This window comes from Proteiniclasticum sp. (genome assembly GCF_003514505.1).
GTDB lineage: Bacteria > Bacillota > Clostridia > Clostridiales > Clostridiaceae > Proteiniclasticum.
The window spans coordinates 1-19,965 of sequence record NZ_DOPX01000031.1 but is presented as its reverse complement, the minus strand read 5'-3'; the positions used below and the strand labels follow the sequence as shown (position 1 = coordinate 19,965).

14 protein-coding genes and 1 tRNA gene are annotated in these 19,965 nt (G+C 42.6%); 13 read left to right on the top strand and 2 right to left on the bottom strand.

Annotated features, from left to right (window positions below):
• Positions 1–69: 69 nt before the first annotated feature.
• On the top strand, positions 70–1,011 hold the full coding sequence (locus DEF30_RS10615) for a WYL domain-containing protein (RefSeq protein ID WP_294099162.1): 942 nt from the start codon (positions 70–72) through the stop codon (positions 1,009–1,011).
• Positions 1,012–1,062: 51 nt separating this feature from the next.
• Here DEF30_RS10615 and DEF30_RS10610 read toward each other — a convergent pair whose 3' ends face one another.
• Positions 1,063–2,667, bottom strand: a complete 1,605-nt coding sequence (locus DEF30_RS10610) for an amidohydrolase (RefSeq protein ID WP_294099133.1) — start codon at positions 2,665–2,667, stop codon at positions 1,063–1,065.
• Positions 2,668–2,872: 205 nt separating this feature from the next.
• Here DEF30_RS10610 and DEF30_RS10605 point away from each other — a divergent pair, with 205 nt between their 5' ends.
• The 10 genes from DEF30_RS10605 to phoU all read left to right on the top strand — a co-directional run bounded on the left by DEF30_RS10605 (position 2,873) and on the right by phoU (position 13,146).
• Complete coding sequence (locus DEF30_RS10605) at positions 2,873–5,392, top strand: ABC transporter permease (RefSeq protein WP_294099132.1); 2,520 nt, start codon at positions 2,873–2,875, stop codon at positions 5,390–5,392.
• On the top strand, positions 5,389–6,351 hold the full coding sequence (locus tag DEF30_RS10600) for an oligopeptide/dipeptide ABC transporter ATP-binding protein (protein ID WP_294099131.1): 963 nt from the start codon (positions 5,389–5,391) through the stop codon (positions 6,349–6,351). Before DEF30_RS10605 ends, DEF30_RS10600 begins: the two co-directional genes overlap by 4 nt.
• Positions 6,351–7,289: an ABC transporter permease subunit gene (locus tag DEF30_RS10595; protein ID WP_294099130.1), complete on the top strand. Its 939-nt coding sequence runs from the start codon at positions 6,351–6,353 to the stop codon at positions 7,287–7,289. Before DEF30_RS10600 ends, DEF30_RS10595 begins: the two co-directional genes overlap by 1 nt.
• A 20-nt stretch (positions 7,290–7,309) precedes the next feature.
• Entirely contained in the window at positions 7,310–8,305 is a 996-nt protein-coding gene (locus DEF30_RS10590; protein WP_294099129.1) for an ABC transporter ATP-binding protein, read from the top strand.
• Between the two features lie 115 nt (positions 8,306–8,420).
• A tRNA-Met gene (locus tag DEF30_RS10585) sits at positions 8,421–8,496 on the top strand.
• 255 nt (positions 8,497–8,751) lie between these two features.
• Positions 8,752–9,747, top strand: a complete 996-nt coding sequence (locus DEF30_RS10580; RefSeq protein WP_294099128.1) for a PstS family phosphate ABC transporter substrate-binding protein — start codon at positions 8,752–8,754, stop codon at positions 9,745–9,747.
• Positions 9,748–9,839: 92 nt separating this feature from the next.
• Positions 9,840–10,763, top strand: a complete 924-nt coding sequence (pstC, locus tag DEF30_RS10575) for a phosphate ABC transporter permease subunit PstC (RefSeq protein WP_031572496.1) — start codon at positions 9,840–9,842, stop codon at positions 10,761–10,763.
• A 1-nt stretch (position 10,764) separates the two neighbouring features.
• Positions 10,765–11,697: a phosphate ABC transporter permease PstA gene (gene pstA / locus DEF30_RS10570; protein WP_294099125.1), complete on the top strand. Its 933-nt coding sequence runs from the start codon at positions 10,765–10,767 to the stop codon at positions 11,695–11,697.
• Between the two features lie 17 nt (positions 11,698–11,714).
• The gene (gene pstB / locus DEF30_RS10565) at positions 11,715–12,479 is read left to right on the top strand and encodes a phosphate ABC transporter ATP-binding protein PstB (protein WP_031572492.1); all 765 of its coding nucleotides are present in this window, start codon (positions 11,715–11,717) and stop codon (positions 12,477–12,479) included.
• 13 nt (positions 12,480–12,492) lie between these two features.
• A complete protein-coding gene (phoU, locus tag DEF30_RS10560) occupies positions 12,493–13,146 on the top strand; it encodes a phosphate signaling complex protein PhoU (RefSeq protein ID WP_031572490.1) in 654 nt (217 codons plus the stop codon).
• Positions 13,147–13,193: 47 nt separating this feature from the next.
• Here the strand turns inward: phoU and DEF30_RS10555 are convergent, their stop codons facing one another.
• Positions 13,194–14,450, bottom strand: a complete 1,257-nt coding sequence (locus tag DEF30_RS10555; RefSeq protein ID WP_294099123.1) for a CapA family protein — start codon at positions 14,448–14,450, stop codon at positions 13,194–13,196.
• A 205-nt stretch (positions 14,451–14,655) separates the two neighbouring features.
• On the opposite strand from DEF30_RS10555, the gene DEF30_RS10550 reads away from it, so the two are divergent.
• Complete coding sequence (locus DEF30_RS10550; RefSeq protein ID WP_294099122.1) at positions 14,656–18,462, top strand: PAS domain S-box protein; 3,807 nt, start codon at positions 14,656–14,658, stop codon at positions 18,460–18,462.
• A gap of 140 nt (positions 18,463–18,602) precedes the next feature.
• A complete protein-coding gene (der, locus tag DEF30_RS10545; protein WP_294099121.1) occupies positions 18,603–19,922 on the top strand; it encodes a ribosome biogenesis GTPase Der in 1,320 nt (439 codons plus the stop codon).
• The last annotated feature ends 43 nt before the right edge of the window (positions 19,923–19,965 follow it).

Genomic DNA, 19,965 nt, shown 5'->3' with positions numbered 1-19,965 from the left:
TACGGATATTATTTAGGACGGGGGGACAAAATGAGCCAGGGAAGTCAGAAACTTAAAATATTGTATTTAATGAAAATCCTGCTGGATGAAACAGATGAAAAGCACTGTCTTGGTGTACAGGATCTGATTACTGAGCTGGAGCGGTATGGCATAACCTCTGAGAGGAAATCCATATATTCAGATCTCGAAACACTCGTAAGTTATGGTCTTGATATTCAGAAGGTGAAAGATAAACATACGAAGTATTACGTGGGTTCAAGAGACTTTGAACTTGCAGAACTGAAGCTTCTGGTGGATGCCATACAAAGCGCGAGATTTCTAACAACAAAAAAGAGCAATGAACTCATTGAAAAACTGAAAAAACTGGCTAGCAAGCATGAAGGGTTGTCACTACAGAGACAGGTTTTTGTTGCAAATAGACCTAAATCTATTAATGAGCAGATCTATTACAGTGTGGATACACTTCATGAAGCCATCGCTCAGAAGAAAAAGGTTCGATTCCAATATTTTGACTATACAATGGAGAAAGAGAAATCTTTCCGAAAAGAAGGTAATTTTTACTATATCAGTCCATACTCTCTGCTTTGGGATGATGAGAACTATTATCTCATTGCTTATTATGAGAAGTATAATAATTTTGTCCACTATCGGGTAGACAGGATGAATCAGGTGGAAATTGTTGACGAGCCTCGAGAAGCTCTTTGCGAAGGTCAGAGTTTTGATGTAGCGGAGTATGCGAAAAAAACCTTCAGTATGTTCGGTGGAGAGGATGAAAGGGTAGAACTCACTTTTCACAAAGAACTTGTCAATCAGGTACTGGACAGATTTGGTGCCGGCATTTCACTGAGGGCCCTTGATTCCGATCATTTTGCGGTGTCCTGCCAGGTGAAAATCAGCAGCACGTTTTTTTCATGGATTGCTCAGTATGGGGAGAAGGTGAAGATCCAATCTCCAGTTGAAGTGAAGGAACAGTTCATAGGATTTCTTCAGAATATTTTGAAACAGTATTAAAAACTGACTAAGTAAAGAAGCAAGCATATCAATATAATATGCTTGCTTCTTTTAACATGATTTTCTTTTATAGACCACAGCACCATCCACCAGGGTCATGAAAACTCGGACATCCTTGATTTTATCATCAGGCACATCGAAATATGGATCTTCAAGTACCACAAGATCAGCGACATAGCCTTCCTTCAGTCTTCCTTTTTTTGTTTCTTCAGAGCTCATATAGGCACTTGAGACTGTAGTGTTGTCCAAAGCTTGAGAGCGGTCAACAGCTTCGCTCTTGTTGAATCCTTCCGGAGGATTGCCTTGCAGATCTTTCCGTGTGACTGCACAGTAAAGATTTTCCATCACATGGAACCTTTCGATGGGCGCATCTGAGCTGTAAGCGACTCTGATATTCAGTTTCTCCATGGTGCCAAAGGCATAGGAAGTATCTGCAAGATCCTTTCCTACACGAAGAGCCACTGTCCTATGATCACTATGAAGGAAAATGGGCTGGGCATATACAGTGAGATGGAGGGATTGGATCTTCTTTAGAAGAGCCTGGTCCGTTATTTGCACATGGATGAGACCGTGTCTGAGCGGATTGCCAGGATCTGTAGTTTTTTCGAAACAGCTGAGAACCATTTCAAGTGCACCATCGCCTATGACGTGGATCACCGCCTGTATCTTGTTCTTCTCACATAACTGAAGAAACTCCAGAAGAAGATCCTTTGGTAAGGTCATCATACCTTGGGTGGACGGATCATCTTCGTAGGGCTTACGAAGAAATGCGGTTCGTGCACCGAGAGAACCATCTGCAAAAAGCTTAAGCGCTCCATAGCGGTTGAAAGGAGAGTCTGATTTTTTGAACCCATCATGGATTCGCCTGCTGAAATCTTCAGGACTTTTTATGTAAATCTGATGATAAATCCGCAAAGCTCTTTCTTTGGAAAACTCCATATAAGCTTTTTCAATGATCCCAGATTCTATGCTGTCACCCCAGATATCATTGACCTGCAAGGAGGTCAGACCATAGCTGTGGGCAATGCGTGCTGTATTTTTCAATGTGCGCAGCACACTCTCCACTGTAGGTTCTTCATAGAGGTGTTCCAATAAAGAAATAGCATTTTCTTGAAATATTCCATTGGGCTGTCCGTCCGGACCAAGCATAATGGACCCACCCTCTACTGGATGAAGAAGATTCTTTTCTTCAAGAAACGAGAGAGTTCTGCTGTTCACTACCGCTAAATGGGAGCAGGTTCTGGTAAATACAATGGGAAAGTCAGTGCTGATCCGGTCCAGATCTTTTTTTGTCGGCAACCTTTTTTCCTTGAACAGGTCCTGATGAAACCCGCGGCCTCGTAAAGTGCCTTGAAAATCAGGCCTGCTAAGAAGATAAGATTTCCCTCTTATAATCAGTTCCTCAATGGATGATGAGCCATGGAGCTGAACGGTCTCCAGGGCTAGACCTGCTTGATAGAAGTGCAAGTGAGCATCATTGAAGCCTGGGACTACGGTTTTTTCCTGAACGTCCAGGATTTCTTCACGTCTAAGAGCATGCTCTTGGTTTAAGGCTTCTCTTCCAGTCGCAGCAATCACTCCATTTTCGATGTAAAGCGCATCTGTAAAGGTATCACGCTCCTGATATATTTTACCGTTCTTAATAAGCAGTTTCATTTTGCATTCTCCTTTTTAAGTTTAAGGGATATGAGTGCCAAAATTTATAGAATGGCAAACTTTATTGGGTAAATTTGGTGAAATCTGTATTCATTCAGCTTATTTTGTGCTTTTTTCCTTTATATAGATGTGTAGCCTATGGTATACTGGTTCTAAAATTATGATAAGCTATAAAAATATATACTTTTGTATACCGGAGGCATAAATGAAAAGAGTCAATTTTCCTCTCCTGATTGGAAGCATAATTCTCATGGTCTTGCTTGCATTGTCTTATTTTCCGGAATTTTTCACGGATCGTGATCCGATTCATGAAGAACCGCCGAGATATATTGAATATGAAAAAGAGGGAGAGATTGTGGAGGAACTGTCTGTCAATCCCATGAGGCCCAATACCATCAATCTCATGGGCACAGATGATGCCGGACGGGATATTTTTGCTAGACTGGTGTATGGTACGAGAAATACCATGCGCCTGGGATTTTTCATCGCTCTTTTCCGCATGATCATTGCATTGCCCATTGGTATCATTGCAGGGATGGGAAGGAAAACTCTATCCCGGATCATTGGATTTTTCAACACTTTTTTCAGTGCTGTGCCTATGCTTATTTTCAGCTATATTGTGCTGAATTTCAACTATTTCTATAGAATGCAGATGGAAAAGTCCATTGTTGCCTTTGCGATTGTTCTTGCTCTGGTTGGGTGGTCTAAGCTTGCAGGAATAATTGAAGATGTGACCAAACGAATTATGGCCGAAGATTTTATCGAAGGTGAGCTGGCCATTGGAAAAACTAAAACACAGATTATCTTTCAGAATGTGCTGCCTCATCTCATTCCTCACGGAGCCAGTCAGTTTTTCAAGGAAATGGCCATGGGGTTATTTCTTGTGGCACAGCTGGCTGTCTTATATGTATTTGTAGGTACGACACGAGAAGTTGGCGCCATGGCATTTCGGGCAAACTACCGTATGGGTCTTGAACCGGAATGGGGTGGAATGCTATCAAGGATCACCAATGATGTGATGCGTTTTGAGGAAGTGTGGTGGGTCTCTCTCTTTCCGGTACTGTTTTTTGCTGTCGCCATCATGGGCATCAATCTCCTTGGAGAAGGGCTACGACTGGAATTTCAGAAGAGAACATCAAGGGTGATCAGTACAATCCGGAAAGGAATCTCTTCTTTGTCCCCTAAGCTTTTTTATTTGCAGATCAGAGACATCCGAAAATACTACAAACCTGTTCTACTTAAAGTAGGTGTTTTTGCGTTCATCCTTCTTTACCTCTTTATGCCCAGATACCAAAGTATCATTGATTATGATATCGATGGAGCATTGAGTCATCTGGATGCTCTTTCGGATGAAAAATATAACGGAAGAGCCAGTGGAACGGAAGGAGGATACCAGGCAGGTGAGTATATTCTATCTGAACTGAACAGTCTGGGTTATCAGACAGATGTAACTGAAATCCCTTTTTACGATGGAGAACCTTCCGCTGAAACATTGAAGGTGATGGCGCCTATGACTATACAGCAAGGATCCATCACGTTGACTTTTGAGAATGGGACGCGTAAAACTTACAACCTCCATGAGGATTTCACCATATTTACCGTAGCGAGAGATGAGCTTTTAAGAACAGCTGAAGGAGAATTTCACTATAGGGGGACTGCTTCTACACATGAGAATCTAGGGAAGGTATCTTCTGAGAAAAGTGTTTTCCCCATCAAGGAGCACTATATCAGAGAGCTGCTCTCCTCCACAGGGTCTCCTTTCAGCGTGGAAAAAATGAGAGGTTCAAATATCTTTGGAGAAACAGAAAAGAGAGAGTTTGTAGTGCAGTTTATGCTTTTGGATGAGTACAGTTCCGTTTCAAATGCTTATCTGCATAAAACTACAACCATTATTCCTTTTGATGAAATGAGAGAAGATCTTTATGAAGGATATGCAGAAGCTGAGATCACATTTTCCCATCCAGCACTTCCGGCACATAGTGGCAGGATCATCCAGGGTTTTCTGGCAGGATCAGGTTTTTCAAAAGAAAAGCCTGGAGAGACCATCGTCATCGGAGGATCCTATGACGGAGTGTATGAAACTGGTGTGACTTCTCCCCAAAGTGCAGCTCCTGCAGCAGCGCTGCTGACCTTGGCAAAGCAGACGATAGAGCTGGAAAACCCTCTCTCCAAGTCGGTTTCTTTTGTTTTCTGGGACAATCAGTATGAAATCAAGAAAAACACCAATGAAGAAGGATCTGAGTATTTTCATCGGGAACTGCTGAAGACCATTGATCTCGTTGTCTCAGGCGGCTACTATTACTATGAGCTGAACTACCCTGGTATGGAAGATACAGACACCTTGAATATTGTGTCTTTTCCTGCCCAAGGTGGAAGAAAACCTTCATATAAAATTGGCAGGAGAATGGAAGATCTTATGACAGATATGAAGATTCCGTACAGACGTTTCCAGAGCATCTTTTATGATACCAGCACCAGTTCCAGTCTTGGGGTGTATGACATGGTGACCCGTTCCGTTCTGGACATGAGGCTAAACGGATTCTTCTCTGTGGGGATAGGATCATCTCAGCCCAAAGGGATGGGGACCGCTATGGATCAGAGAGAAAAACTGAACGTGCTGTTACTGAACAGAATTGGTCAGGTCATGTTGGATAATCTGACTATGAATGAAGAGCTCATGCAAAATGGAGAGTCTTCAGAACTGAAGTTGGAGGTGGCAAAATGATTGAAGTGAAAAATCTGAGCAAGCAGTTTGTTGTGAAAAGTGGTTTACTAGGACAGGAAGAGTATGTTCATGCTGTGAATGGCGTCAGTTTCTCCATTGGAGATCAGGAGACCTTAGGTCTTGTAGGAGAGTCCGGCAGCGGAAAATCCACCACTGGAAGGCTGATTCTAAGGCTTTTAGAGCCCACTTCCGGGAAGATTCTTTTGGAAGGCAAAGACATCAGCACTATATCAGACAGAGACTTTAGAAAGCTTCGTAAAGAACTCCAGATTGTTTTCCAAAATCCTTATTCTGCTTTGGATTACAAAATGACGGTGGAGGATATTCTGATGCAGCCACTGCAGATCCATAAGATTGTGCCACCTCTGGAGTATAAGAAAGAAGTGCATAGACTGCTCCATATGGTTGGTCTGGACCATGCTTCTGCTAGAAAATTTCCTCATGAGTTCAGTGGTGGCCAAAGACAAAGAATCGGCATCGCTAGAGCTTTGGCAACAAAACCACGATTCATCGTTTGTGATGAGCCTGTTTCAGCACTGGATGTTTCGGTTCAGTCTCAAATACTCAATCTTACCATGGATCTTCAGAAAGAGCTTGGTATTTCCTATTTGTTCATAGCACACGATCTTCACGTGATCAAACATGTCAGTGACCGCGTCGCTGTCATGTATCTGGGTAAAATCGTTGAGATGGGAGACGCAGAAGGGATTTTTGAAAGTCCTATGCACCCTTATACCAAAGCTCTGTTAGCAGCAGTTCCGGGCCAAGGAGAAGAGGCTCAAATTGAGCGGAGAAGATTAAAAGGAGAGATCCCAAGTGCGATCCGGATGCCTTCTGGATGCTCTTTTCATACCAGATGCCCCTTTGCCATGGACATCTGCAGAAATGAAATCCCTATACTGAAAGAATATAAAGATAGAGTGGTTTCTTGCCATCTTGTGGATAAGGAGGAAGTCTGATGAATCTAGCACAGAAGAAATTGATGAAGTCGATACTGGGAAATATTCTTCTCCTGTTCTTTATCATTGTCAGCATTGTTATTCTTACAGGAATACCGATGAACTTCGATATATTCTACGAGAAAGGAAGTTATCGTCCCAATATGCCATGGAGCGAGATTTATGAGTCCATCACCCATAATTTCAAGATGGTATTCACAGGGGAAATCAGAGATGTGGATATCCTGGGAGAAACGGTAGCAGAAATCTTTCAACGGTCTGCCAGGAAAAGCGGCATTGTGCTATTTTTTGGCATTGTCCTTTCGGTGCTGATCGGTGTACCGAAAGGGATTCTTGACAGTAGAAAGAATGACCAGACGGGTACTTTTAAAATGCTCCAATCACTGATACCGCTTTCGATTCCTGACATTCTTTCCATCGGTCTTGTTCAGGTGCTTGCTCTATACCTTTTTAAGAATGGAATTACTTTTCTTGGTATTGGCCCCATCGAGTTTAAAGGAGATCAGTACTGGTATAATGCCATTTATCCAATCCTAGCCATTTCAATATTGCCCACAGCTTATATCGCCAGAACTACTGCGACGGCAATTGAAGAAGGGTTTTCAAAGCCTTATGTCCTTGCAGCCAGAGGAAAAGGATGCTCGCGGATGAGAATCATCAAAAATCATCTGCTGAAGAGTATATTCTATGAAATACTCTCCGTATTCCCAACAATTCTCGCTCTTTTTTTCTCAAGTCTTATCATTGTTGAAAGATTGTTCTATTATCGTGGGATAGGCTATGAAATGATAAACTTCTACACTTCCCAGAGAATAGACCCCGTTATGGGGGGGATTGCATTCAGTTATTTTATGACGGTGATGGCCGTCCTCTATTTTGCGATCCTTTTTATGTTCAATCTGCTGAAAGATCTGCTGATTAAAAGTAAAGAGTCCTAAAGGAGAGAGGAGAGAAGAAGATGGCATTGTTGACAGTGAACAACATCAAGACCTATTTTTATCTTGATGGCGAAGAGCTTCCAGCGGTGGATGATGTGAGTTTTACCTTAGAAGAGAACAAAACCCTGGCGATGATCGGTGAATCAGGAAGCGGTAAGAGCGTCTTGGTTCTCAGCATCATGGGATTGGTGGATAAACCTGGAAAAGTGCTTCAAGGGGAAGCTTTATATGGAGATTCTGCATCACGGGATTTGCTGAAGCTGAAAGAAAGAGAAATGCAAAAAATTAGAGGGAATGAGATTGCGATGATCTATCAGGATCCCATGTCCACATTAAATCCTCTTATTCCTGTGGGGAAACAGATTGAAGAAGCCCTACTGATCCATAAAAAAGGGAGCAAAAAGGAGAACCGAAAAAAGACACTAAAGCTCATGGAAGATGTGGGGATTTCGGATGCACAGGAAAGATTTATGGACCTTCCTAATAAATTCAGTGGTGGTATGAGGCAACGCATCATGATTGCCATGGCCATTGCATGCAACCCAAAGATTCTTATCGCAGATGAGCCAACCACGGCACTGGATGTGACCATTCAGGCTGAGATCCTGGACCTTCTTAAAAAGCTCCAGAAGGAGCAGAAAATGGCGATGATCCTGAACACACATGATCTGGGCGTGGTTAAGGATATGGCCCATGATGTCTGTGTCATGTACTGCGGAAAAGTCATGGAGAAAGCTTCGGTTGCTGAAATTTTCATGAATCCAATGAATCCGTATACCATGGGGCTTATGGAGTGTATGCCGGGTCAAGGGAATCCAAAAGAGAAACTCCAGGCTATCGAGGGATACGTTCCGCATCCCTCTGATTTTCCAAAAGGCTGCAGATTTTCCAGCAGATGTCCGTATGCAATAGACAAATGCCATAGTCAGCTGCCAGAATTATCAGAGGTTTCACCGAATCATTTTGTCCGATGTTTCCTTGTCCAAGAAGGGATTCCATTGATCAAAAAGGCTTAAATCAAGGGTTTCAGAAATATTAAAAAAGATTGATGCCTGGAAAAGGTTGACAGAACTGAGGGGGCGGGGTATAATGAATATGTTCTTAAGGAAAAGACATTTTCAAGAACCCTATCGCGGGGTGGAGCAGTTGGCAGCTCGTCGGGCTCATAACCCGAAGGTCGCAGGTTCAAGTCCTGCCCCCGCTACCATTTAAAAAACTGTAAGATTATCAGGAGATAATCTTACAGTTTTTTTTTGCTTCATAAAAATGGAATGGAATACTAGGGATCTTTCAGAAAATGAACCATCAGAATAGGTGAAGAGCTTGCACAGGCTTCACAGTGTTTTTAACAAGAGCATAACATGGAGTCAAACAGTCCTAAACAATAGCCTCCTATAATTGTAAATGTAAGGTATGAAGTAGATGCCTGATAAAAAGTAAGATATTACTTAGGAGGAAGAAAATGAACAAGAAATTAATGGGAATTATTACATCCTTGACTGTGGTAGCCATGTTTGCTGCTTGCGGTACGAAAGAGGAGACACCAGAAACCCCTGGAACAGAAACACCAGCAGAGGAGGAACTGGAGGGATCCGTCATCGTTGATGGATCTGGAACGGTATATCCGCTGATGGCTAATATCGCAGAGAATTATATGGTGAATGAGCAGCCTGGTGTAAGTGTGCAGGTAGGAAGAGCAGGATCCAGTGCAGGGCTTAAAAAGTTCATTGCAGGAGAACTTGATTTTGCAGATGCATCCAGAAAAATTAAGGATACTGAAGTTCAAGAGCTGGAAGCTGCAGGCAAAAAGATGGGAGAAAATGTCCTTGAAATTGAACTTGCTTATGATGGACTGACCATGGTCATCAATAAAGAAAATACCTGGGCTACAGAGATGACACAAGAAGAAATTATCAATATGTACGTTTCAGGAAAGTACAAATCTGATGACAAAGTGCTGTGGTCTGATATCAGAGCTGAATGGCCTAAAGAAGAGATCAAATTCTTTGGTCCCAATGAGAATCACGGAACATACGAATTCTTCTACGAAGTGATTTTAGATGAGCAGGATATGGTATCCAATGTGAATCTGCAGCAAGAATACTCTACACTGGTGGATCTTGTGTCAAAAGATAAGAACGCCATAGCGTTCTTTGGATATGGATACTACGCTTCAAATACAGATAAACTGACTGCGGTAAAGGTGGACTTCGGAAATGGAGCTGTGGCACCATCTCTCGACACCATCGGTTCAGACCTTGATTATGCTGGTTTCACAAGACTTGTCTACACCTATCTCGATCTGGACAAAGCAAAAGAAAATCCAGCGATTCTTGATTATGCACTGTATGTCATTTCAGAAGAAGGAGCTTCAAAGCTTGCGGGAGACAATGGTTTCGCTCCAATTCCAGCTGAAAAACATGCAGAATACAAAACCATTCTTGAAGGTCTGAAATAAAGAAAACAAGCAAATGTCAAGTATTCAGATGAGAGCATGCCTCTCATCTTATACTTGCGTTCAAAAAGTTCGCAATGAGGAGATAACATCCTATGGAAAAAGAAACTAAAGTACGGGAACTGATTCAGAAGAAAATCAAAGAGAAGAATTATGTCATGGATAAAATTGTTCCAGCTTTTCTCCTGACCATGGCACTTATTTCTGTGTTCACCACCTTCGGTATTGTGATCACTCTAATCACGGATGCATTCCGATTTTTCAGTGCAGTCCCCATTGGCGAGGTTTTCAGTACGGACCTTGCACCACTCAATAAAAATCCGAGGTTTGGGTTTATTCCACTCTTTGTTGGGACCATCACCACATCCTTGATTGCGATGATGGTAGCGGTACCAGTAGGCCTTGCAGCTGCAATTTATCTGAGTCAGTTTGCTTCTCAAAGGGTAAGAAAAGTGGTCAAACCTATGCTGGAAGTTCTAGCAGGTATTCCGACCATCGTATACGGGTTTTTTGCATACTCTTTTGTTACGCCTCTTCTTATGAATCTCATTCCTTCACTGGAAGCAAAGAATGCGCTGAGTCCTGGTATTGTCATGGGGATCATGATTATTCCCATGGTCGCTTCACTTTCTGAGGATGCCATGAATGCTGTTCCTGAAATCATGAAAGAAGGGGCCTTGGGATTGGGTTCTACAAAGCTGGAAGTAGCTTTTAAAGTGGTGATTCCAGCTGCAATTTCAGGGATTTTGTCTTCCATTGTTTTGGGAATTTCCCGTGCCATCGGTGAAACAATGATTGTGACCATAGCCAGTGGAAGTTCTAAAGCATTTACACTCGACATCACAAGATCCATGCAGACCATGACAAGCTATATCGTGGAATTTACCAGCGGAGATGCAGCCAGCGGGACCACGGGGTACTACAGCTTATATGCTGTTGGTCTTCTCCTTTTTGTATTTACTATGGGGATGAACCAGCTGGCACATTACATCTCAAAGAAATACAGGGAGGCATATTAGCATGGAATTGAATAAAACAGCAAAACTGGATGCTCAAAAAAATGCATCACCTGTAAAAAAAGTGTTTAAAGCCAATCCGGCTCAGATCAAAAGGCGTGTACGTCTCAGCGAAACCCTGAAGAGGATCTTCGGTTTGCTCGTGGTATCCGCTCTACTGGTTTTGGTCTTTCTTCTACTAGATATTTTCAGAGATGCAAGAGGATGGCTTGACTGGGATTTTGTTACTGGAAATCTCTCAATCTTCCCTGAAAAAGCAGGAATTTATGGCGCTATTATCGGGACAGTCTATATGATGATGATTGTTGTTCCTGTGACATTTGTGCTTGGGGTTTCCACGGCTATTTATTTGGAAGAATATGCCAAGCCAGGAAAGCTCAAACATTTTATCAATATCAATCTCAGCAACCTGGCAAGTGTTCCCTCTGTCATATTCGGGCTTCTAGGGCTTGCTGTTTTTTCCAGGCTGCTGGGATTGGGTGGCAGTATTCTGGCAGGAGGACTTACAATGTCACTGCTGGTACTTCCTATTGTGGTGGTTTCAGCCCAGGAATCCTTGAAAGCTGTGCCAGGATACTTGCGGGAAGCCTCCTATGCACTGGGAGCAGACAAGTGGACAACTGTAAGTAAAGTTGTCATTCCCGTTGCCCTTCCGGGGATGCTCACGGGCTTTATCCTTGGTATTTCCAGAGCCATTGGAGAAACGGCTCCGCTGGTGGTCTTGGGGATTCCCACTCTGATCATGAAAGTTCCGGGAAGCGTCATGGATGATTTCACTACGCTGCCCATACAGATTTATTATTGGACATTGGATACCGTTCTTACACCAGAATATGCGAATCTGGCAGCTGCAACAATAGTGGTTCTTCTGCTGGTCCTGTTCTTTATGAACTCCATTGCCATCTACATCAGAAATCGCTTTGAAAAGAAATTTTAACAGGAGGCATACGAAACATGGAAAACAAAGATACTGTCTTTGAGGTGAAGAATCTTGACCTGTGGTATGGCAAGGACCAGGCGCTGAAGAAGATCAATCTCGATATATACAAGAATGAAGTTACAGCCATCATCGGACCGTCGGGATGCGGAAAATCCACTTTTATCAAGACGCTGAACAGAATGGTGGAAAACATTCCGATTGTTAGAACTGAAGGTCAGATACTATACCACGGGAAAGATATTTTCGATAAGGAAATCCGGGTTGAAGAGCTGAGAACTCAAGTAGGCATGGTGTTTCAAAAACCCAATCCTTTTCCGAAGTCGATTCTTGAAAATGTGCTTTATGCGCCTAAGATTCATGGCCTGAAAGATAAGAATCTGCTCATGGAGATTGCGGAAAAGAGTCTGAAAGGCGCAGCACTGTGGAATGAAGTGAAGGACAGACTCCATGACAATGCCTACGGACTATCCGGAGGCCAGCAGCAGAGGCTATGTATTGCAAGAGCATTGGCTGTGCAGCCGGATGTGATTCTCATGGATGAGCCGACATCGGCGTTGGATCCGATTGCAACTGCAAAGATTGAAGAACTTATGGAAGATTTGAAAAATGATTACACCATCGTCATCGTGACACATTCTATGCAGCAAGCGGCAAGAATATCAGACCGTACCGCTTTTTTCCTGATGGGAGAGATGATTGAGTATGGGGATACGAAGAATCTGTTCACGAACCCCCGTGACAAGCGTACAGATGATTATATCACCGGAAGATTTGGTTAAAGGAGAAAATGAAATGACATTAAGCAATATTGAACTTACCATAAGCCATATGAACAACAATCTCCTTCGGATGGGTTTCTTAGTGGAAACACAGATCAAAAGAGCGATCAGAGCGTTAACCGAAAAAGATATGAAGCTCGCAGAACTCCTGATCAGAGAAGATGTGCAGATCAATGACCTTATGAGATCCATTGAGGATGAGGCCATCCGTCTTATCGCAACCCAAGGACCAGTGGCTTCAGACCTACGTAATATTTTCACTGTCATCAAGATTGTCACAGACCTGGAACGTATGGGGGATCATGCGAAGGACATTGCAGAGATTACCCTGAAGAACAAAGATATCCTGACGGATGTGATTAACGAGGACCTCATCGAAATCTCAAGACTTGTCATGAAGTTCATCTCTGAGTCGTTGGATTCATTTGTGGCCAAAGACCATGAAAAGGCACAGGAACTGACGAAGATGGATGATGAGATTGACCGTTTGACAACGGAGTCCATTGGGAAACTCTATGATAAAGCCCAAAATGACCCAACTCTTCTTCGCTTAGCCGGAGAGCTTCAGTTTGTGCTGAAATACCTTGAGAGAAATGGGGATCATGCAACGAATATCTGTGAATGGACCGTATATATTGTCACAGGACAGTTCAGAGAACTGAATTAGAGTAGAAACTGAAAAATTGGCAGCCTGTGCGCTGCCAATTTTTAGTTTTATTCAGAGAAGAAGAGCTGATTTGTGTGGAAGGTTTCATGAATGCTCCGGTACCTCTTTCTGATGGTGGTGAGGGGCGCATGATACTTTTCTGCTGTTTCTTCTGGACTCGCAAGCAAGGGAAGGATCTCATAGGTATAGATCTTTTGGTCTGGAGAAACATCTTTTCTATAAACCCAGGTAGGTAAAATTGTGCCTTCCTTTATTTTCACCAGGCCCTCTGTATTTTTTTCAAGAAGAATCCTTGCGATAGCACCGTCTTCTGTTCCAGGGATACCCAAAATCTCCTCTCTCTGATTGGAAAGGAAGTTGCCTAGGGAGTAGAGGACGAGACCTTCGTGATGACCGTCAGAAGATAGTAATACTTCCATTTCCTGAAGAAGATGCGGATGAGAACCGATGATAAGATGAACACCTTCATCGATTAAGAGTCTGGCCAGTGTTTTTTGAAAACTGCTGGGGTAAGAGGTATATTCTGTTCCCCAGTGAAGCAGAAGAATGATGGCTTCCACGGAGGCTTCCTTCATCATAAGGAGATCCTCTTTGATTCTCAGAAAAGCCTCATAAGGATCCGTCATATGAATGAAGTTGATGTTCCTTTCCAGTCCATTGGATTGAATGCTGTTGACTGTTACCGTATTTCCTGAAAAATAACCGGTGGCATAAGACGCGATGCCAAGTTTGATTCCTTGAATGGTCTCGATGTGAAAACTTTTTTCCTTTCCTGTTTCATAAGTGCCCAGGGGAATGAGACCCTCTTCATACATAGCGCTCAGTGTACCCTGGATTCCTTTGTAGCCAGTATCCATAGAATGGTTGTTTGCAGTACTGATATGAGTGAAGCCTGCTTCTTTCATGGCGGTTAGAATCTCTGGAGGAGAGTTGAAAACTGGATAGGAGCTGAAGGGGGTTCCCTGAAGGATGGTGCTCTCAAAATTAGCAAATGCCAAGTCAGATGCTTTAATAAATGGAGAGATGTGTTTGAAGTTATTGGTGAAGTCATAGGAGTTCTCTGATGTTTTTTGAGAACGCCATTGACTTTCATGAACCATAATATCACCTACTGCTGTAATAAGAAGCGTCTGTGATCCCATAGGGTCATTTTCTGGAGAAGAGGTTTCTTTTTTTACTTCGGATGAAGGGGGAGAAGCAGCAGGGGTCTCTTTCAAAGCAATCTTACCAAACGAGTGAGAAGCCAAGAGCATCAGGGAGATGAGAATGGATGTTGAGAGTAAGTATGTTTTATATTTTTGCATTCTGTGCATCCTTTATTATTAACAGTGTGTCCTATCAATTATACAGGAGAAAATACTCTTATGAAAAGCTGAAAAGCCTTCAAATCCATAATTTTATCAACTTTACAGCATTGTGATAGCCTTTGTCATAAGATATAATAAAAGGAGTGCTTTTTGCAATATAGGACTTATGGCTGCATATTTTTATGGATTGAGGAGAAATGATATGGGAGTGATGGAGTCTATCGGGAATCAGTTTTGTTTGGATATGCTGGAACTTTCATCTGATCGGATTTGTATTTTGGATTGTGAAGGAAGAGTGCATTTTGCAAACAAAGCATTCAGAGATAAATTTGTTTTTGAAGAAGATCAAGACGCTCACTTCCCCCTGAATGGTGTTTTTCGGGTGGAAGATTTTTCGCGTTTCACCCAAATGCTTTTGAAGGCAAAGAAAAGCGAGGGTTCACTTCAGTTCATAGGGATTGGAAAAGAGGAAGCTCCCGTCATTGTCACTGTGAAGAGAGTACCATCCTCAGACCTGAAGGAAGACTTGTTATATTGTCTTTTTCGCCCAGAGGAACGGTATCAGGCTCCAATGGCAAAAATAAATCAGCTGCTTTCTCTGTATGACTTTCAAGAAGATACCACTATGACCATTTCGACAGAACATAAAGCCATTTCTGTGATTGGGGAGATGGCTGGAGCCAATGCTGCATACTGGTGCCCCTATGACAAGAAGAAAGAGAAGTTCGGATTCATGCCATGGAGGGGGGATATCCCTTTTGGGAAAGAAGAGGAAATCTTCTGGTTTACGATGCCATTAAGGGGAGAAAAGGGTCAGGAAGAATCTATGAATCACTATGACTATTTCCCCCACATCAGCGAGGACTTTCTGCTTGAACTGATTCCGATGGAGATACGAAAAGAACTTACAGATGGCGTAGACCTACATTGTATGATAGTGGGAGAAGGAGAAGAACCATTTGGCGCTGTTCTGATCTCACAAAAAGAGTTTCAGACACAGGAGCAGATTCTCTGGAATCTATTCCTTTCTCAGCTGAAGTCCTATGTCAAGACAAAACGAGAGTATTATTTTTTCAGGGAACAGTTTTATAAATATAAGTTTGGCATCAACGCCATAGGTGTTGCCACATGGGAATGGGATATCAGAAGCAATTCCATCATTTTTTCCAGAAAATGGGCAGAAATCATGGGTTTTCGATATGAGGAGCTCAGTGAGCGGATTGAAGATTGGAAAAACCGCTGGCATCCTGAGGAACGCGAAGAGAATGAGAGACTGCTTGAAGCGTATCTGTCCGGTGAAATCCAAAGTTACAGTCCGATCTACCGCATGCAGCATAGAGATGGACATTGGAAATGGTTTATGACAAGAGGACATCTGGTCAGAGACCGTCTTGGAAACCCAGTCACTATTTCAGGATTTCATGTGGATATTACGGAGTCTGAAACAATGCGCGCTCATTTTCTTCAAGAAAAAGAAAAATATCTGGATATCATTGAAGCGACCAGAGCTGGTACGTGGGAATGGAACATTCAGACGGGTGAAAACATATATAATGAGCGATGGGCGGAGATTGTCGGATATACGCTGAAAGAACTGGAACCTATTACAGACGATACTTGGGCAAGCCTTGTTCATCCGGATGATCTTGTACGGTCTGATGAAATTGTCCAATCTCTTTTTTACCGTGAAAAAGAGTATTATTCCATGGAATGCAGAATGAGACATAAAGACGGCCATTGGGTATGGGTCCTGGACAAAGGGAAAGTTGTCCGTTGGACTGAAGACGGGAAACCGCTTCAGATGTTTGGAACACATATTGATATAACGGAAGCGAAACTTCTGGAAATGGAAGTGAAGCAAAGAGAAGACAATTACAGGCTCCTTGTGGAAAGCAGTTATGATATTGTGTACAGACTGGATATGGATGGTATTTTACTGTTTATATCGGCTGCCTGGGAGAAGGTGCTTGGACATTCCATTAAAGAGGCTCTGGGACAGTCCTTCGAACCTTATGTGCATAAGGATGACCTTCATCGGATACAGAAATTTTTCCGGCACATCGAGCATACAGGAAAGCGGATGGAGACAGCGGATTACAGACTGCTGCACAAGGATGGTTCCTACCACTGGTTTACCACCAATGCAGTGCCAATCCTGGATGAAGCTGGAATTGTCATAGGATTTACTGGTATTGCCCGGGATACAACAGAAGTGAAAAAAGCGAACCTGAAAATACTGGAACAGAAGGATGAGTTAGAAAGATTCTTCAGAGTGAATCTGGATTTCTTCTGCATTACAGATTCTAGAGGCATTTTCCTAAAGGTGAATGATGCATGGGAAAAGTTCCTTGGATTTAAAGTGAAACATATCCGCGGTCAAAATGCGTTGCAGTTTGTTCACCCCGAAGATCTGGACCTTCTGAAAGAATCCATCAGCCAGATGATTGAGGACAAGAAAGAAGGAAGCTTTACCTTGCGGTTTCGCCGAGCCGATGAGAGCTATGTGATGCTGGAGTGGAAAGCACAATATATAGACAATCTCATCTATGCGGCAGCCAGAGATGTGACAGAAAAGAAAAAGCTGCAGGAGAATCTCTATATTGAAAAAGAGCTCTTCCGGACAACACTGCTTTCCGTTGGAGATGGAGTGATTGCAACAGATGAGACTAATAAGGTGCTTCTTATGAATACAGCAGCGCAGGAAATGACTGGCTGGAGAATGGAAGAAGCATTAGGAAGGCCCATTGATGAGATCTATAAAGTCATTTATGAGGACTATGATGCCGCAGAAAGCAGCTTCTCTGATAGTAGAATATACTATCGTAGTGGTGAATCCAGTGATCGGATACTCCTGGCCAAAGATGGAAGAAAACTGCCCGTTGAAGAGAACATTTCCCCCATCAAGGGCAGTGATCAGGGAATTACTGGAATTGTCACGGTTTTTCGCGATATTACGCCCAAAATTGAAAAACAGAAACAGACAGAATACTTAAGCTATCATGATGTGCTCACAGGTCTATACAACAGGCGATTTGCGGAAGATATGCTGAAAAGAATAGATTTAAACAGGAACCTTCCCTTATCTGTTATGGTGATGGATCTCAACGGGCTGAAACTCACCAATGATGCCTTCGGACATGACTTGGGTGATCTTCTCCTGATGAAATCGGCAGATATCATGAAATCGCATCTGAGAGAAGGGGACGTTCTTTCCAGAATGGGGGGAGATGAGTTCATGGTGCTGATGCCTAAGACTTCCATGAAAGAAGCGGAGGATGTGAAAACAAAGATTTTGAAAGAGGCAGATGCCTGTGAAGTGGGTCCAGTTCAGATTTCTCTAGCAATAGGCATCGCGACCAAAACACTGAAACATCAGAATATGCAGGAAGTTGTCAAGGTGTCGGATAATAACATGTATCGTGAAAAACTGAAATACGGAAAGATCATGAAGAATAAAATGATTGAGACCATACTTGCAAGTATAGGAGAAAAGTTCCCTAAAGAGAAAGAACACCTTCATCATGTGGCGATGATTGCCAAAAGCATCGGTGAAGCCATGGGGATGAGCAAAGAGGCTCAAGAGAGACTGTTTACCGCAGGAAAACTCCATGATATCGGGAAAATCAATGTGCCTAAAGAAATCCTTCTAAAAGCAGGACCTTTGTCTTATGAGGAATATGAAGTGGTCAAAAAACATGCAGAAACCAGTTATCAAATTATAAAATCTGTTGAAGAGTACGGGTATCTGGCGGAAGATGTTTTATATCATCATGAGCGTTTTGACGGGAAGGGATATCCTGAAGGCCTCAAAGGCCAAGAAATTCCGCTCCATTCAAGAATCCTGAACATTGCAGATGCATTTGAAGCCATGACACATGAAAGAACATACAGCAGGAAGAGGAGCTTAAAAGAAGCTGCCGAAGAACTCAGAGCCCATGCAGGGACTCAGTTTGATCCTCAGATCGTCGAAATTTTTCTCGGGCAGGTGCTGAAGATAGAGAAGCACTGACCGGTGAGTGAACCCTTTGGACAAGGAAGACTAGGCGTTGGAAGCAGAGAATCCAGCTTTTGTTTGACATGAGAAAACACTTAGGGTAATATGGTTAGATGTACAGAAATGCAAAGTTAGAAAAAAAAGAGGTGAAGTAAATGGCAAAACCCATCGTAGCCATCGTCGGGAGACCGAATGTTGGTAAATCGACCTTATTCAATAAACTGGCAGGTCATAGAATTGCCATCGTAGACGACACACCTGGAGTAACAAGAGATCGGATTTATGCAGATGCAGACTGGCTGCATCATGAGTTTAAATTAATTGATACAGGTGGAATTGAGCCTAAGAGTGATGATATCATTCTGGCTCAGATGAAAAGACAAGCACAAATCGCCATTGATACTGCAGATGTGATAATTTTTGTAGTGGATGGAAAACAGGGACTAACGGATTCAGATAATGAAGTAGCTACAATGCTCAGAATCAGCCAGAAGCCAATTGTCCTTGCAGTGAACAAAGTGGACAATCTGAAAGATGAAGCCAATGCATATGAGTTCTACAATCTTGGTATTGGAAATCCCATTGCCATTTCTGCAGGACAAGGTCTTGGCTTAGGAGATCTATTGGATGAAGTGGTCAGTCACTTCAAAGACTATGAAAAAGAAGAGGATGATGATTTCATACGGGTCGCATTTGTAGGACGACCTAATGTGGGAAAATCCTCACTCATCAATAAACTTCTTGGAGAAGAGAGATCCATTGTTACAGATATTGCTGGCACAACCAGAGATGCTGTAGATAGTTTTCTGGAGACGAAAGAAGGAAAGTTTATCCTGGTGGATACGGCTGGCCTCCGAAGAAAGTCCAAGGTGAAAGAAGAGATTGAAAGATACTCAGTGGTTAGAACCCTTACAGCTATTGAAAGGGCTGATGTGGTCGTTTTGATGATTGATGCAGAGGAAGGCATTGCCGATCAGGATGAAAAGATCATCGGATATGCACATGACATGAAAAAGGCCATCATGGTCATTGTCAATAAGTGGGATCTCATCGAAAAAGATGACAAAACCATGGATAAGTACATGAATGACTATAAGATGAGCTTGAAGTTCATGCAGTATGCACCGTTCCTATTCATTTCTGCACTGACAGGGCAAAGAACCCATAAAGTGCTCCAGATGATTAAGATGTGCTATGACAATTATAATAAAAAAATTGCTACAGGGGTCCTTAATGATGTGATTGGCAAAGCTCTTCTTCAGAAAGAGCCTCCTATGATTGGAACCAAGCGACTAAAAGTGTTCTATGGAACACAGACAGGTGTAAAACCACCTACATTTGTGTTCTTCATCAATGATGAATCAGCACTTCATTTCTCATATTCCCGATATATCGAGAACCAGCTGAGAGATGCCTTTGATTTCACAGGTACCGGACTCAAAATCGAATACAGAGAAAAGAAAAAAGATGCATAAAAAAACGCCAAGCCCGTTTAGTGAACTGCTCCCTGTCAAGTGG